This window comes from Vibrio sp. FE10, from assembly GCF_030297155.1.
Classification (GTDB): domain Bacteria; phylum Pseudomonadota; class Gammaproteobacteria; order Enterobacterales; family Vibrionaceae; genus Vibrio; species Vibrio apostichopi.
Window position 1 is genome coordinate 1,667,865 of the sequence record NZ_AP028068.1, and the last position, 15,837, is coordinate 1,683,701.

A 15,837-nucleotide genomic window follows, 5' to 3' on the forward strand; every position below is an offset into this window, starting at 1 on the left:
TGTTTCTCCTAGTGGTAGTAGTTGGAACCACGAACATTAGTGTGTTTAAGGTTTGGGGTATCAGTGGAAGGCTGAGAGAGAGTGCCTTCTCGATGGTTCTTCAATAAGTTTTTGACGAAGCCAAGGTATGGCTTCTCTGTCACTAAGGCATCTCGGCAAGCTTGTTCTAACCGTGCGTCTGAGTGCTTTTTGGCAAGACTTAGTAACCCAAAGCAACTTCTAAAGGCCAATGCTTCATGCTCTGGGCGTTTGAGCAACATCTGAGTCAGTTCACCTGTGGCTGGCCCAATAGATTTTCCCCAACGGATAAAACGCTCGGGTGTCCATGATTGGTATTGATGGTTGCTTGGCATATGCTCGTAAACGGTAGAGAGACCATATTCTTTTTGGCTTGTGCAGTGGTGAGCAACAATGCTCCCTTTGTGGTAGATACGTATTATTTGATGCGTTGCTTCAAGCTCAACTTGTTGCCCAACAAGTTGGTGCGGCACAGAGTAGAAGTGCTTTTTATATTGAATGTGATAATCAGGGGAGACGGTTGCTCGTTTAGTTTCGATATACACATATGGTTGCGATGGCAGTGGTTTTAACGCTGGACGGTCAACTTTGTTGAACAAGTCATGTCGATTGACACCAAGCTGTTTCATCTCTCGTTGGTTTAAGTCATGCATCAGCTTTCGGATAGCCAGGTTCAGCTCAGCCATTGTATAGAACACTTGGTGGCGAAGGCGCATCATTATCCAGCGCTCTACGATGAGAACTGCGTTCTCAGCTTTGGCTTTATCTTTAGGCTTGTAGGGCCTGGCTGGCATCACAGCAACGCCGTAATGTTGTGCCAGTTTTCGGTAGCTCTCATTGAGGATAGGGCTATGACAGTCTGCTTTCGTTACAGCAGATTTCAGATTATCAGGTACAAGTAGATTCGGAGCACCACCAAAGTGATTAAAGGTATTCACATGAGCCATGAGGAAGTGTTCAAGCCCTTGGCTCTCACTCGCCTCGACATAGGTGTAATTTGACGCTCCTAAAGTGGCGACAAATACCTGAGCATGTCGGCATTCTCCTGTATCTGGATTCACAACAGGGATCGTTGGGCCACAGTAGTCAATGAAGAGCTTGTCACCAGCATGGTGAAGTTGGCGCATACTGCGTTTTTGTGTCTTTAGCCAACGTCTATACAGTTCGCAGAACTGTGTATAGCCATAGGCTTTGTCTTGATGCTGATGACAATACTCTTCCCAAAGCAAAGCTTTAGTCATCCCTTTACGCTTCAATTCTAAGTAGCAGAGAGTGAAATCAGGCATCACTTTATGCTGAGAAGATGAGCGACCATCAAACAAAGCTTGGGTGACTTGATTTTCATGATGAGTCTCTTCCAGTGGCCACGTGAGGCCACTGGATTTAAATCGGGATAGATGCTGGGATACAGTGGAATGAGCAATATTGAGGCAAGCGGCGATCTGTCGATTAGAAAGATTGCACTCGTATCGGAGGCGTAAGATTTCCTTAATTTTATTCATTGGCATTCTCTTTTTCGGCATGATTTATCCTTAGTGCTCTCAACATGAAAGACTCAGGTTAAACCTATTGATTTAAAAGAGAAAAGAGGTTTATTTCGGTAAATCGACCATCGATTTCGGAAACACACCGAAAAGTGGATGATTAAAACCGAAATGAGTGGTTGGTTAAAAACGGATTTGGTGGTCGATTAAAACCGAAATAGGCGGTCGGCTAGCTCCGAAATATGCACATGTATAGGCGGTGATCTCGATCTTCACCAAAATCAAAGTTAAGAATACCTAGGGGAGTGAAAATGGCTTTGTCACCATCATCTCCACGGTTTGAGTCTTCGCCTAGGTTTGGGTTGCCTTCTGTATAAAGGTTGGAATCAGAATGGGTATAGAGGGTAGCAAAAATAATCTCGCCACTGAATTGGTCCCACTCTACAGCATATGCATGGTTTACTGTTGATACAGAAGTCAGGGCAATTAAAGATAATTTTATCGCGTTCATAACAATCTCAATAGTAGGCTTACCTTAAATCATCCTTGTTGGTGTTTATGAGAATCCCGTCCTTTAAATCGATTCTTTAGACATGAAATTCAATAAATTAAGCACCTATCGTTAACGTTGAAACCGTTTGATGAAGCTCAAGATGTTCGTTTGAATTCATGAATTGGAAGTGAATTATTCACGTGTGATGGAGGTAAAGCTAACAACAAAAAGTGACCTTATATCTTGATTTCAAGCTATTGAATTTATTGAGTAATTATTTTTTGTCACTTTTATATCGTGACTAGATGAGTGCTTGTCTAAAGGTGATTTAGCTATTTTTAGATGTTTGATTAAGCAAATAGAAGGGTGTTTGCGTGCGGGATAGGCCTTTGCATGTGGCGTATTGAACTCTCGAACGCATTGAGCGCGATAGATGGAATGATGAAAACTTGGATGGTCGAGATAGGGAGAGTATAAAGTTTAAGACGACGTCACAGCCACAGAGAATATATATGATGCTATTTTTCGAATACATACCCCTGGCTTGTGATATAAGTTTACTATGTTTTGGCGGTCTTATATTGTCACTAATCCTACCTAGGGTAACGATTATCGTTAGAAAACTCGACTAAGGATGGTTAAATAAAGGGTTTTATTTGTATGATCTTTTAAAAATATCAGTTCGAAGTTCTTTTCTAGTTTAACTTTTTTCTTTTCATCTAGATTATTATGCTTGTTGCTTTACACGTCGCTATTACAATACAACATCAAATTTTATGTGATGTATTGTTGTTGATTATGTTTAAATCTTCATAAAGTTGTATAATTACATATGTTTTATTGATGGGTTTTATCGCCCAAGTTTAATTGTGTTGTCCCACATCAAATCCTCAAATATTAGTTCGTAGCCTTTGGCGGAAAAGGTTGTACGAATTTTCCTACATTCGTTCATTAAGTTTTAAATAACAGTAACTTATTGTCATAAGTGGGTTGTTGCCTAATTTGACAAACTAGATGTCAAGTTTAGGATGTCCGACCTGTTTTGTAGGAAAGTTACATGTTGAACTATAGAAATACAATCGTATTTTTTGCCATTACTTTGGTGTGCTTTGTCATTCCAGAGACTACTGTCGCATCTGAAGAAAGAGACGATAAAATCGTTGTTGGCGTGCTCGCAAATAACAATCATGATCAAGGTGATAAATTTGAGGCTATTTATGGTATCAGCTTAGATTATCTATCAAATATAAGTCATTTCCTAAATCTAAAATTAGAAATTAAGCATTACGGAAATATCCCTGAACTGCTTGATGATGTCGAAACCAACAAAATAGATGGCGCATTAGGGTTTAGTAAAACAGCTGAAAGAGAAAAGAAGTTCTCATTCTCAGAGCCTATTTTCTCGACGACTCTGGCCGTTTGGTACCGAGACGTATACCTGAAGAATCAAAGCCAAGATCAACTTACATGGGCGTGCATAGACAAAAGTATGTATTGCCAACTTGTAGAGAAACGTGGCGCTCAGAAAATCTACAGGGCTAAGTCCCGTGATGATGCATTCGACGCGGTATTACAGGGTAAAGCTGATGCGTTGGTCACTACTTATGTTTCAATTAACGAATACCTCGATCATAAAGATGTGATGAGAGGGGCTGTTGATGTACCTGTTTGGTTGCCTGAAGAGAAAATCCGCTTTATTTCGAGTAAAGACAACTCAGAACTCATTAAAGACATCGACTCAATCCTCTTATGGGAAGTTGAGGGGCGTGGCATTCGCTCAGTGGCCTCAAAGAACCCTTATCATGTTAGCGACAAGCTTATCTCTCAATATAAAGCACACCAAAATGGTAAAGATGTGATCACCTACAGTTCGAGTGGTGAGGCGTATCCGTTTCTGTTTGAAAACGAAAAACAACAACTCGACGGCATGCTGGTGGAGTATCTTGCACTGGTTTCTGCACGAACAGGGCTAGGTTTTGATTATGTCGTGCCTGAGTTGAACCTAGAATCCAGTTACACCTCTTATAACGCAGATATTGTTCCTGTGCTGTATCGCGATAGGACTAAAACTAAGGCTGCACAATGGTTAATCACCAAACCATTTATGCGTGCTAGTTTTACCAAAGTGACACACAACGAAGCCAACAATACGCTGCAGACAGATAAGAAAGGCATTCTTCTTAGTGTCAGCAAACAAGGGATCATTAATGTCGGCGAGCGTGAAGACCGAAACCTTACACGTTATCGAGATATGAAAAAGATCCTTGATGATTTGAGAAGTGGTGAGATATCAGCCGCGTACGTACCGAATGATATTACTTACTCAATGATTCTAAATGACTCATCTGAAGGGCTCTCATTTGACCAAGATGAAGGCATCACTTATTCAATTGCCTTCGCTGTGTCTAAGAAAAATGTCGAGTTAAAGAATGTATTGAACAGCATCATTGATACGGTGAGTGTTGAAGAGATAGAAAAACTACGCCGTAACTATCGTAAGTTTGATTTGGTTTATGGTTATGACAGCAGCAATGTGAACAAGTTTGCGGCTTTGGTATCGGTCGTGTTTGTGACTCTCTCGTACCTTGGCTACCTAATATTGGTGAATCTGCGTTACAAAGTCAGGCTTGCCGAGTTGAACGCAGGTAATGAAGAGAAAGAGAAAATCTGGCTCTCTGAGATCATTCAAGAGATCAACAATATCGTTTTTATTCATAACGATAAGAACGAGATATTGTTGAGCAATTGTCCGAAGTTCCAATCGAATGAATGTCAGGTTTGTACTATGAAGTCTCAAGCAACCGGAGCTTCGTTAGTTGGCAATCAGATTGAGATCAAAGCCATTCTTGACGGTGATAGCCTCAACGATACCCATTTAGCGAAAGATTGCCGTTTGGACATCTCTCATGTTCACCGAGAAAGCAAAACAATTGCTTCGTCGAGCAGCGACAAGCGCTTTATTTTGACTTCTTTGCTCGATATTTCTGCGCAGAAGAAGCGTGAGAACGCATTAATCAAGGCTGAGAAAGAGGCCAAACTTGCGGTTGAAGCAAGAGAGAGCCTACTCACAACTATGAGTCACGAGCTACGCACCCCCTTATCTGCGGTGCATGGGTTACTCGATATAATTAAGATCAATACGGGTAACGACAAAGACAGTCATTTGGTCGACCAAGCAATTCGTTCTCTCGACCACTTAAATAAGCTGGTGGATGGTGTCCTGGATTTGTCGAAGATCGAATCGGGTGTGTTGTCTGTTAAGGCCGAAAAAGTCGAACTTTTACCCCTTCTTTGTGACGTTTTCAGAACCTTTGAACCGATTTCGAAAAGTAAGAACCTACATTACCGTGTCGAGATTCACCCCTTTGCTTTTCGTTGGGTGATGGTTGATGGCATTCGTGTTTCTCAAATACTGACGAACTTGCTATCGAATGCCGTGAAGTTCACCTCGGAAGGCGAGATCAGTGTTGTGGTTGCCGCTGTCGATGACCAGTTAATTGTCGAGTTAACGGACACGGGCATAGGGATGACACCTATACAGCAACAACAAGTGTTGAAACCCTTTGTGCAGGCTGATGACACCATTACCAGACAGTTCGGTGGTACCGGGCTAGGGCTCAGCATTGTTGACCAACTCTTGCAATGCATGGGTGGTGAGCTTCATATTGAGTCTGAACTGAGTCGTGGTACGACGATTAACGTTTCTATTCCGTTTGTCCTATACGAAAACGAAAGCAGTGCAGATTATGATATTCGAGATCTGACTTACTCACGCGACCTACCAGATAATTTGAAAGGTTGGTGCCACGAGTGGAGATTGACGGAATCTGAGAATGCACCGGATCTGAGCATCACCCGTAGCTCTCAATCTAACCATGTTGATATGACCTTTTGCCGAGGTGTGAATGATCTGGTCACAATTGAACATCAACAATTGAAATACCCAGACAGTTTGTTGAATTTGATCGTGAAATCAGATGAGCACGTCATCGATGTACCAACCCCGAAAGCGGTCAGTGAATGGAAACATGGCGATGTACTCATCGCAGAAGATAACCCAATCAATCAAAGTGTCATGACGTTACAAATGAATGAGATCGGCATCAAACCTGTGTTTGTGGATAACGGTCTTCAAGCGTGGGAATACATTAATCAGAACCCGATTAAATTACTGCTTACTGATTTCCACATGCCCGAAATGGATGGTTACGAGCTAGCCAGCAAGATTAAGAGCAGTGACCAGTTCAAAGATATTGTCGTGATTGGTATCACCGCGGAAGACACACGAGTTGCTCGTGACAAGACCAAAGATATCGCGATCGATGACATTCTTTACAAGCCATACAGTGTTTCCAAGTTGTTGGATATTTTAGAGAAACATGCAAAATCTTCGAGCCATGCGCCAAGTTGGTTAGAGCGATTCGGCAAAGATGATGCGATTGCGGTTGCCAATGTATTCATCAATACCATGAGCGAAGACGTAGCGAATGTTGACATCAATTCGCCAACCATCAACCGAACGCTTCATCGAATAAAAGGAGCGTTAAACGCAGTCGGTGCAAATGACATTGCTGCGTTGTGTCACGACGTTGAGTGCTGTGAAGCGAAAGCGAATACAGAAAAATTAGGGAAGTTAGTTAGGGCCATTGAGTCAGAAATTGAATTTACAAAAGCGTGGTTAAAAGCCAATGAATACTAATCTCGAAATCATGATTGTTGATGATCATCCCATTCATCTGATGTTACTGAAGCAACTGTTAACTAAGCTCGGTAGCAAGGTTACCGTGTTTGACAATGCATTAGACGCTTGTGAGAGCGTGGCTGAAAAGAAGTACGACATCATCTTTTGTGATATCCAGATGCCGGTGCATGACGGGATAGACATGATGTTTATGTTGGACGAGGCCAATTACCAAGGCAACGTGGTGTTAATCAGCTCTGTGGAACTGACGGTGATCTCAGCTATTCGCGCAATGTGTGAAGGTTTCCCATTCGATGTGTTGGATATCATTGAAAAGCCATATACCCAGAAATCGATTGAAGATGTATTGGCGATGAGACTCAAATCGACCAATAAACCTTACCCTGAAAGAAAGAAAATTGAGGTGACTGATGAAGAGTTTTTGGTTGCTTTGGCAAAAGGGCAAATACACAACTATTACCAGCCGAAAGTGGACTTTGTCACGGAACATTTGTCCGGTTATGAAGCGTTGGCTCGATGGGTTCACCCTGAATATGGCGTGCTAACCCCAGATGTGTTCTTGCCTATTGTCACGCGATGTCAGTTGTCTGCAGAGTTGTTTGATACCGTTTTAAATAACGCGTTAGATGACATTAAAATTCGAAACCTAGATAAGAAAATCGCCATCAATGTTGATCAGTTCAATTTAGAAGATAGTGACTTTGCACAAACGTTTATCACTCGATGTTTAGAGAGAGATGTGAGTCCTTCGGCTTTCATTATCGAGATCACCGAGCGTGACACTTACCGAAACAGCGTGTCTTTGTATAAAAACCTCACCAAGCTCAGAGTGAATGACGTCACGGTATCAATTGATGATTTTGGTACAGGGAACTCGACATTGGAAAAATTAGCTCAATTGCCGTTCAACGAAATGAAAATTGACCGTTCATTTGTCTTTGAAATTAAAGATGATCAAAAGAAGAAAAATATCGTTTTATCAATATGTGGCTTAGCGAAAAACCTAGGTATCAAGCTTGTTGCTGAAGGGGTGGAAGACCATGAAACTTGGTCTTTGTTAAAGGAGTACGGTGTTGAGGTTTGTCAGGGATATTTCGTCTCTAAGCCATTGCCGTTAGAACTTGTCCAAAAAATAGATATAGAGATCAAATGAACTGTTTAATCTTCGACGACCATCCCTTGGTATGTATGGCGATCAAATCCCTGGTTGAATCTTCACCGCACATTGCTCAAGTTAACGTCGCTTCAGAATTGAAAACTGCCAATGAGTTTGTTCGAAAGTCGAATATCGACTTACTGATCCTTGATGTGAATTTGAATGACTGTGATGGCTTTGATTTCTATCGTCGAATTAAAGCACATGGTTTTAGAGGAAGAGTGGTGTTCTATTCAGCAGAAACCAGCGCTTATTACAGCGAAATGGCATTTAAAGTGGGGGCTAATGGGTATGTATGTAAGTTAGAGCATTACGACGTCCTCAAAGATGCGATAGAGGCCATCGTGAAGGGTTACTCATTTTTTAAAGAGATTAACGACCCGAAAAAGGCCAAACAACCCCTTAAGCTTTCTGCTCGTGAAGCGACCGTTGCGAAACTGTTGTTGAAGGGAATGACAAATAAAGATGCGGCTGAACGGCTCTCTATCAGTGAGAAAACCATCAGTACTTACAAAAGAAGGATGCTTACCAAGTACAGCGTTGACAGTATTGTTGAGTTGTCGAGAGTAATTGAATTATGACTGCTAAACGAATCATCAAACTCATGCCAAAATTTAAAGTAGCGACGATTTCGTTGACCTTTTCTTCACTGTCCTTTTTTTTGTTTATCGTAAGCTTCGGTACGGTGGCAATAAACAACGATATTAAAGAGTTTGATTTAAGTACGTTGCAGTTAGATAGGCATAAAGACAACTTGGTTCTGTTGGGCTTGTTTACCGAATCTCAGATAAATCAAACGTCAGGCGAGGGTAGTCATGACTTTGATAGCGTTGATGAGGTCAACTTTGTTGATAGTATTTATCCTCTAGGGGACCCTGAATTAAACAAAGCAGAAATTGCAGTTAGACATTTGATGCATCAAATTTCTTTGTATAAAAACCTAGGTGGTATCGACGATAATTTTGTCTATTTCTATCGTTCGTATTCTGGCTCAAAGTACATATTCCCGAATAAATTTGAGAACTTCACACCCTCTGAATCACATCTGTCAGGAGATATATGCCTTGGAAGCGAGGTATGTTCAATTACCGCCAAAGAATATCAATTGGCGGATAGGGTGATCATATCGGCTCCTCATATTGGGCTGATCAGCCAAAATGAAATCATTTCGATTGTAACCCCAGTTTATGATGAAGGGGTCATCATTGGTGACTATGTGTTGAACGTCAACATTGAACTGTATGTAAGCGATGGTTTAGATGTGGGTTATGAGACTAAGAATGACGTCAATAATTTAATCGTGACGTACCCAGGTTACCCATATTCCTATCTGAATTACAGTAAGACGACCGTTGCCGACAATCGAACCACCTATACGTATCGATACCCTTATTCGAAGTTACTGATTGATTATTGTTGGGTATTTGTCGTGATGTTCTTAGCGAGTCTTAATTATCTGTTTTATGTGAATAAAGCCAAAATTACCAAAGATGAATTGGTGGATGCGAAACACACGGCGCTCAAAGATGAGTTAACCGGTTTGTACAATCGACGAATCTATAATGAGCCGTCATTCGACCAAGCTGTACAGGGTAAGCCTTGTTCGATTATCGCTATCGATGGCGACAGGATTAAGAAGATCAACGATAACCTCGGCCACAGCTGGGGAGATGAAGTGATTCAACACATAGCCCAATCAATGAAAGATGTGTTTCGCCGCGATGACTTTTTGGTCAGAGTCGGTGGCGACGAATTTATCGTTATAATGCCGAATTGCAGTTTTGAAAGCGCTAACAAAGCGTCGGAAATTTTGAAAAAACAAGTGACAGAATCTAAAGTGGCCTCATTAGGTTTTGATGTGTCGGTGAGTGTTGGCGTCGCATTTAAGGGAGCGAGTGAGTCGTTGGAAAGTGTGCTCCATAAAGCCGATGAGAAACTCTATGAGCAAAAGGCGCAACGTTGATTTAACGATTGTTCATCTAACGGAGCGGTTCAGCGGTTTTATGTGGTGATATGTTAGATGAAAGTCATATCTAGCGGCTGGTGGAAAGGATAACGTCAGCAATGGCTCGTTTCCTTGTATTGACTAAACTTAAATATTAACGTGTATAGGTTTGATAAGTTTATGAAATGACGATGAAGGGTTATTGCTGTGAATAAAGATTTAGATCTGAATCTTCTACGTATCTTGGTGTTGTTGGATAAACACCAACAACTGAAACCCGTAGCTAAGATCCTAGGCAAGAGCGAGGCTTCAATCAGTAAGTACCTTGCTCGTCTTAGAGAGCAACTTGGCGATGAGTTGTTTATTCGACACGCCCACCATTTCGAAAGCACAGACTTTCTTAAAAAGCAGCTCCCGCTCATTCAAACAGGGTTAGACAACCTTGAGTCCTGCATGGGAGCAAGCGCCTTTGATCCTCTAACTTACGATAGGTCTATCACCATATCGATGCCTCAAGTCGCCCAATACTTCCTAGGTGAAGCTATATTGGCTGACCTTTTCGAGTTATTACCCAATGCTTTCATTAATATCGTGAGCCCAAGTGATCAGCCGATCGAGAGTATTTTAGACGGAAAAGTCGATGTGTTTTTGCATCACTTTAATGAAGACAGTCCTAAGAGCATCTATCAACATTCTGTTGGGTCACTGCCTGTTGGTTTGGTTCTTCCAAAAGAAATAGAGCTTGATACATTAGAAGAAGCCTTGTCGTTACCTTTTATTTTGTTGGAACTTAAAGGTTGGAAGGGGTCGAAGCAGGTAGTACGAATGATCCTTGAAAAGAAAGGGTTCGAGATTGATTCGAAAGTGACTGTAGGGGATATTGGCCTGTTACTCGGATTATTAAAGCGCCGCAATAGCGCTACGATAATGATGAACTTTGGGCGACCGATTGATGGTTTTAAATTCATTGAAGTACCAGAGTCTTTCTATTCAGCGGGTCGACCTAAAATAGCGGCATACATCAAACAAACTCATCGTCACAATGCACTCCATCAACTGCTCATTGGTGTGATAGAGAAAAACTTAAATCTAGCTAAGTAACCTATGTTCGAGTACGTCAACACCAACACTCAGTAAACCGAACGCGTAGACGTTCAGTCGATACAGCACCTCTGCGATTCGATAACCACTTACTTATTCAACAGCCACCGTCACTAAATGCTGTCGGTGAGTTGTACCAGTTCCACTATTGAATTGGCTCTGTACTTACTCAGGATACGTGTTTTATAGGTGCTGATGGTCTTGGCACTTAACGACAGCTTTTCTGAGATAAGTTTGTTCGAGTGCCCTTGAATCAAGTACTGAAACACGATCGCCTCTTTATTGGATAGCTTGATGCTTTTGCCGCTGTTCTTTTGATCTGATTTGAACAACGAGTATCCCTTCATAATACTGGTTAGGGCGAAGCGAATTGATTCATGGCTTTCGCTCTTACTCAGGAAACCGTTGGCACCTAATGATAGAGCTGCCTCAGACAAGCTTGAGTTATCTAAAGAAGAAACAAACAGCAATTTCCCTTCGTAACCGTGCGCCTTGATTATCTTAGCGAGGTTCATACCGTCGTTGTTTGCTAGCGTCACATCGAGAACAATCAAATCAATACTCTGGCTTTTCACTAGCTTAAGAATTTTGTCGGTATCGGTAGTTTTATAGAGATCTTCAACATTTAGCGAGTCCATGATTAACTCGGCTAGAGCTTCTCTGTAAAGAGGTTGTTCATCTATGATTAGAACGTTCTGATTTGTCATAAGTCACCTACATTATTGCTATGTGACATCCTGTCTCTTTGAGTTCTAAGATTGTGATAAGCGATAATTCTATGTAAAAACATAGAGGTTAGGGTGAAAATGACATTTTAACATTTTGAAAATCAGGTATTTAGAAAGGGCACGCGTTACTACATACTTAAAGATAACGTGACTAATAGGTCGCTCGACCTCGTGCTTTATACAGTATTTGGTTGTAATTTATACTGCTCAACTCTTCTTTAGTATGTAAGTTAACCAATACGTCATTGCACTTGTTTATTTTGATACGAATATCGTGCTTACCTTCGTAGGGAGTGCTGAGCAAGGCTGAAAGCTTGATAATTGCCAAACATGTCTTTTTCGAATGCGGCAAAAGGTTATGAATATCGAGATAGTAATCGAGCTGTTTGTCTTTTGTTAGACGATCCGATGATTTCATCAGTATCATTTCTTTTCTGATATTACTTAACTGAAGCTGTGATGCTTGTAAGCGTTCTTTAAAGCCATTGAGCATATGAATTTGGCTACGAATAATGCTCGGGTGTTGGTCTTTATTAATGCTGTCTTCCAACCTTGTTACGAATGTCGGTGTTTCGCTTAAAAAGGAACACTGTTCTAATAAGAAGCAAAGGTGGTAGAAATCATAAAAATGAAACTCAGAGGTATAATTGAGTGCTTGTTTGATACTTTGCGTTGCGGTTTTTAGGTCACCTTTGATCAATCCAATGTGCGCAGAGATGAGTTTATCCTGAAGAATAAGCTCTGGCGTTTTACCAATATCATTGAGAATCGAATTGTATGAAGCAAGCTGCTTTTCAAAGAGGTTTATTGAACCTCCAAGCGGTTGTTTATAGAGAAAGGTACGCATGTAGTTAATCTTTGTATAGAACCCGCCACGAAAGGTATTAATGTTCTTTTCGTAATACCTTTTCATATAAGTGAAAGCGTCTTGATAAGCCCCTGCAGCGATAGATAAATTCGCAATCACCAATTCACGATGTGCGCCTGCATCAAGTAACATCGCTGACTGTTTCAAATGATCAATCGCATTGGGCAGGTCTTCTTCAATCGAGTATATGTTCGACATTTCATCGTGAAAATAAGGGTTGTTCTTCTTGGATTTGACTAAGCTGAGGATTTCTTTGGCCTCATCTACTTGGTCTGTTTCAATGAGCGTGCTCGCTAGGCCGGTTTTAATCCAGTCCAAGTCATCTTCTTCGAGTAAGCTTTCATACTCTTCTTGAGCTTTATTAAACTGCTTACTTTTCAGCAGGGCGGAGGCTTTGTACTTTCGGATAAGTTTGGAGTATTCAGGGTGAAATGGCTGAAGCTCGTCGCACTCACGCACAACACCAGCAAAATCGAATTCGGTTAACTTCTCAAAGATCGGCGCGAGGACCACTTTGCGATTTAAGGATGAAAATATCCGTTTAATAAAGAACTGTTTATTAAAGGGTTTAAGTAGGTAGTCGTCAGGGTCTGAATCCACAATAGATCGCACGACGTTGTAATCATTTTCACCGGTAAGGAACATAAAAACCGTCGTCGATTTTAAAATTCGAGCGTGTTTTAGTTCTTCCAGCAGTTGGTAGCCCGTCAATTGGGTTTGAAAGTTGTAGTCACAGATTATAATGTCAAACGAGTTCTGGCGGCATTGATGAATAACATCGAAAGGTTTGTATGCATAAGATATGGATTCAAAGCCGATTTGGCGCAAAATTGTGGTTACACTGCTTGTAACCAGTCGAGAATCGTCTGCAACCAGTACCGTATATTTCTTTATGTCGTTATTCATTATTTTAACTGTTGACGAAATTTAGCTAATTGTAACAAACAGAAAATAGCTAAAAGTATCTCAGAGTGAAAACAAGAAAAATCCTACAGTGATTCGATTAATTTCCTACGCCATTAATATTAAGCCAATCTTCAATTGATTCAACACTGTGTGAAATTAATTTAATAGTATTGAGGTTTGTTTGTTCGACATTATTATTTCCTGCTTTCAATTCATTCTCTTCCACTTTGATGAGTTGCTCTAGTGGGAAGTGTCCGATTGAAGAAAGACCACCCTTTATGCGGTGCATGATTTGCAAGGTTGTTGCGCGCTCGGGCTTTGTATCCCTTAGTCGCTCTAAGTCTTCTTGCATGACGCTAACGTAAACCTCAGCAAGGTAAACTCTTTGATCGCTAGGGTAGTTATTTAACCAATCGATGTTATTGGATTTACTCGGTCTAGATTGCATAAGAATATTGATTGAGATATTGGAAAGAAAGGGTATCTATTATGGTCAGTTAATGGAAATACGTCAGGGTTATTGAATTGATGTTATTAATATATAAAGTGTATATTGGTGGGTGGTTAGATAGAATTATATTTAATACGGGTGAGAAAATAGAGTGTTCAATAAAATGGGTAGTAGAAATTAAAAAAGACCATTAACGCTAAATGTTAAATGGTCTTTTTGTAGCAATACTGAGCTAATCGTCAGTACGTTCAATCAAATTCATGAGCGATCTTACGTCACGAATTTATAGCGACTTCTCGATAGCGATTAGGAAGCGAGCAATGTCTTCTGCGCTAATATCACGGTGAGTAACAAAGCGAACAGGATTACCTGGTGACATAGTAATGCCTTGTTCACCTAACTCTCGTGCGATGCGGTTAATATCCACAGACTCATCTAACTTAGCGAACACGATGTTCGTATGAATGAAATCAGGATTAACAGAGAAGCCTTCTAGTTTACTTAGGCCAATCGCTAGGTTTTTTGCGTTCTCATGGTCAGTTTTGAGTTGAGCAACGTTCTCAGTCAGCGCCATCTTACCTGCAGCAGCAAGAATGCCTGTTTGACGCATACCGCCACCGACCATTTTACGTAAGCGACGTGCTTTGGCGATGTACTCTTTGCTTCCAAGCAGTAATGAGCCAATCGGCGCGCCTAAGCCCTTTGATAGACAAATCGTCATAGAGTCAAAGTGCTGTGCGATTTCTTTAATATGGACATCCAGTGCAGCGGCAGCGTTATAAACACGCGCACCGTCGAGGTGCATTTGCAGACCGTGTTGATTTACGAAGTCACGAGCTTCTGCCAAGTACGACATTGGCAGTACTTTACCATTAATGGTGTTTTCTAAGCTCAGAAGCTTGGTGCGAGCGAAATGGCTGTCATTTGGCTTAATCGCAGCAGCAAGCTTTTTAAAATCTAATGTGCCGTCTGGGTTGTTTTCAATTGGCTGAGGTTGAATAGAACCAAGTACCGCAGCGCCGCCAGCTTCATACTTGTAGTTGTGCGCTTGTTGGCCACAAAGATATTCGTCACCACGCTCACAGTGCGCCATTAAACCAAGTAGGTTAGCTTGCGTGCCAGAAGACGTGAACATAGCGGCTTCAAAGCCAGTCTCATTCGCTGCCCATTGCTCTAGTTCGTTTACGGTTGGGTCATCGCCATAAACATCATCACCCACTTCTGCGTTTGCCATTGCATCGCGCATAGCTTGTGAGGGTTTAGTCACGGTATCAGAACGAAAGTCCATGTTTCTCTCCTAGAGTACTTTAGGTAGTCATATATTTGGCTATAGATAGCCACATAGTTGGGCTTTACTTAAACAAGCGATAGTTTTGGTGTCGGTAATTTGATCGTGTCGTATTTTGTCGTGCAGTTCATCCAAGCTCAGTTCGATCACTTCTATGACTTCATCTTCATCGCATTCAAAGCGGGTTGTGAGGCTAAGCTCTTTTGCAACGAATAGATGCTGTATCTCATCACAGAAACCCGCCAAAGGCGTGACTTGCCCGAAACTCTGAAAAGAAGTTGCACTGTAACCTGTTTCTTCTTCCAACTCTCGCTGAGCACATTGAAGAGGTGTCTCATCAATTTCCATCGTGCCAGCCGGTAATTCTAAAAGCCATTTTTTAAGAGAAGGTCGAAACTGGTTAATAAGGATAATTTTTCCAGACGCAGTAATAGGAAGAATAACGGCCGCGCCAGGGTGGTGTATTGTTGTGTGTTTTACTATGACATTCGTAGGGAGCGTCACGCTCTCTTCTACGAGAGAGATACTTTTCCATTGATGGATAATTTTATTCATGCAGTCTGGCCACATTCCTTGCCAATTTGTCGTATAACTGAAGACGTGCACCACCATAACGTCTATGGTGTCGAAAATAAAAGAAAAATTCGGTTTAGTGATAGGTTTCGTTTCACACCGTTCGTGATGCTACTCTCAAATT

Annotated in this window: 11 protein-coding genes and 1 pseudogene; 5 read left to right on the plus strand and 7 right to left on the minus strand. The window is 41.3% G+C overall.

From position 1 onward, the window contains the following. Nucleotides 1-8: 8 nt before the first annotated feature. Both istA and QUF19_RS24245 read right to left on the minus strand, forming a co-directional pair. The gene (gene istA, locus QUF19_RS24240; protein ID WP_286291968.1) at nt 9-1,541 is read right to left on the minus strand and encodes an IS21 family transposase; all 1,533 of its coding nucleotides are present in this window, start codon (nt 1,539-1,541) and stop codon (nt 9-11) included. A 208-nt stretch (nt 1,542-1,749) separates the two neighbouring features. Continuing rightward, a pseudogene (locus QUF19_RS24245) lies at nt 1,750-2,013 on the minus strand (DUF2860 family protein); the annotation flags it as partial. A gap of 1,039 nt (nt 2,014-3,052) precedes the next feature. On the opposite strand from QUF19_RS24245, the gene QUF19_RS24250 reads away from it, so the two are divergent. The 5 genes from QUF19_RS24250 (at nt 3,053) to QUF19_RS24270 (ending at nt 10,899) form a co-directional block, all read left to right on the plus strand. Then, entirely contained in the window at nt 3,053-6,694 is a 3,642-nt protein-coding gene (locus QUF19_RS24250) for an ATP-binding protein (RefSeq protein ID WP_286300502.1), read from the plus strand. Further along, nucleotides 6,684-7,850: an EAL domain-containing response regulator gene (locus QUF19_RS24255; RefSeq protein WP_286300503.1), complete on the plus strand. Its 1,167-nt coding sequence runs from the start codon at nt 6,684-6,686 to the stop codon at nt 7,848-7,850. The genes QUF19_RS24250 and QUF19_RS24255 overlap by 11 nt, the downstream gene beginning before the upstream one ends. Then, on the plus strand, nt 7,847-8,434 hold the full coding sequence (locus QUF19_RS24260; RefSeq protein WP_286300504.1) for a response regulator transcription factor: 588 nt from the start codon (nt 7,847-7,849) through the stop codon (nt 8,432-8,434). Before QUF19_RS24255 ends, QUF19_RS24260 begins: the two co-directional genes overlap by 4 nt. Next, nucleotides 8,431-9,816 (plus strand): GGDEF domain-containing protein, encoded by a 1,386-nt coding sequence (locus QUF19_RS24265; RefSeq protein WP_286300505.1) that lies wholly within the window; start codon nt 8,431-8,433, stop codon nt 9,814-9,816. The genes QUF19_RS24260 and QUF19_RS24265 overlap by 4 nt, the downstream gene beginning before the upstream one ends. Before the next feature lie 189 nt (nt 9,817-10,005). Further along, nucleotides 10,006-10,899: a LysR family transcriptional regulator gene (locus tag QUF19_RS24270; RefSeq protein WP_286300506.1), complete on the plus strand. Its 894-nt coding sequence runs from the start codon at nt 10,006-10,008 to the stop codon at nt 10,897-10,899. A gap of 113 nt (nt 10,900-11,012) precedes the next feature. On the opposite strand, the gene QUF19_RS24275 is transcribed toward QUF19_RS24270, so the two are convergent. From QUF19_RS24275 to QUF19_RS24295, 5 genes are all read right to left on the minus strand, one after another. Next, nucleotides 11,013-11,606: a response regulator transcription factor gene (locus QUF19_RS24275; protein WP_286300507.1), complete on the minus strand. Its 594-nt coding sequence runs from the start codon at nt 11,604-11,606 to the stop codon at nt 11,013-11,015. Between the two features lie 172 nt (nt 11,607-11,778). Next, on the minus strand, nt 11,779-13,401 hold the full coding sequence (locus QUF19_RS24280; RefSeq protein WP_286300508.1) for a response regulator: 1,623 nt from the start codon (nt 13,399-13,401) through the stop codon (nt 11,779-11,781). Nucleotides 13,402-13,498: 97 nt separating this feature from the next. Then, nucleotides 13,499-13,753, minus strand: a complete 255-nt coding sequence (locus tag QUF19_RS24285) for an Hpt domain-containing protein (protein ID WP_286300509.1) — start codon at nt 13,751-13,753, stop codon at nt 13,499-13,501. A 382-nt stretch (nt 13,754-14,135) separates the two neighbouring features. Beyond that, nucleotides 14,136-15,140, minus strand: coding sequence for a low-specificity L-threonine aldolase (ltaE, locus tag QUF19_RS24290; RefSeq protein ID WP_286300510.1), 1,005 nt, complete (start codon nt 15,138-15,140; stop codon nt 14,136-14,138). A gap of 39 nt (nt 15,141-15,179) precedes the next feature. Continuing rightward, nucleotides 15,180-15,695: an NUDIX hydrolase gene (locus QUF19_RS24295; RefSeq protein ID WP_286300511.1), complete on the minus strand. Its 516-nt coding sequence runs from the start codon at nt 15,693-15,695 to the stop codon at nt 15,180-15,182. Nucleotides 15,696-15,837: the final 142 nt, after the last annotated feature.

Bases quoted from the DNA above. Each gene is read 5' to 3' on its own strand.
- istA (WP_286291968.1), bottom strand. From the start codon at position 1,541: ATGCCGAAAAAGAGAATGCCAATGAATAAAATTAAGGAAATCTTACGC.
- QUF19_RS24250 (WP_286300502.1), top strand. From the start codon at position 3,053: ATGTTGAACTATAGAAATACAATCGTATTTTTTGCCATTACTTTGGTG.
- QUF19_RS24255 (WP_286300503.1), top strand. From the start codon at position 6,684: ATGAATACTAATCTCGAAATCATGATTGTTGATGATCATCCCATTCAT.
- QUF19_RS24260 (WP_286300504.1), top strand. From the start codon at position 7,847: ATGAACTGTTTAATCTTCGACGACCATCCCTTGGTATGTATGGCGATC.
- QUF19_RS24265 (WP_286300505.1), top strand. From the start codon at position 8,431: ATGACTGCTAAACGAATCATCAAACTCATGCCAAAATTTAAAGTAGCG.
- QUF19_RS24275 (WP_286300507.1), bottom strand. From the start codon at position 11,606: ATGACAAATCAGAACGTTCTAATCATAGATGAACAACCTCTTTACAGA.
- QUF19_RS24280 (WP_286300508.1), bottom strand. From the start codon at position 13,401: ATGAATAACGACATAAAGAAATATACGGTACTGGTTGCAGACGATTCT.
- QUF19_RS24285 (WP_286300509.1), bottom strand. From the start codon at position 13,753: ATGCAAGAAGACTTAGAGCGACTAAGGGATACAAAGCCCGAGCGCGCA.
- ltaE (WP_286300510.1), bottom strand. From the start codon at position 15,140: ATGGACTTTCGTTCTGATACCGTGACTAAACCCTCACAAGCTATGCGC.
- QUF19_RS24295 (WP_286300511.1), bottom strand. From the start codon at position 15,695: ATGAATAAAATTATCCATCAATGGAAAAGTATCTCTCTCGTAGAAGAG.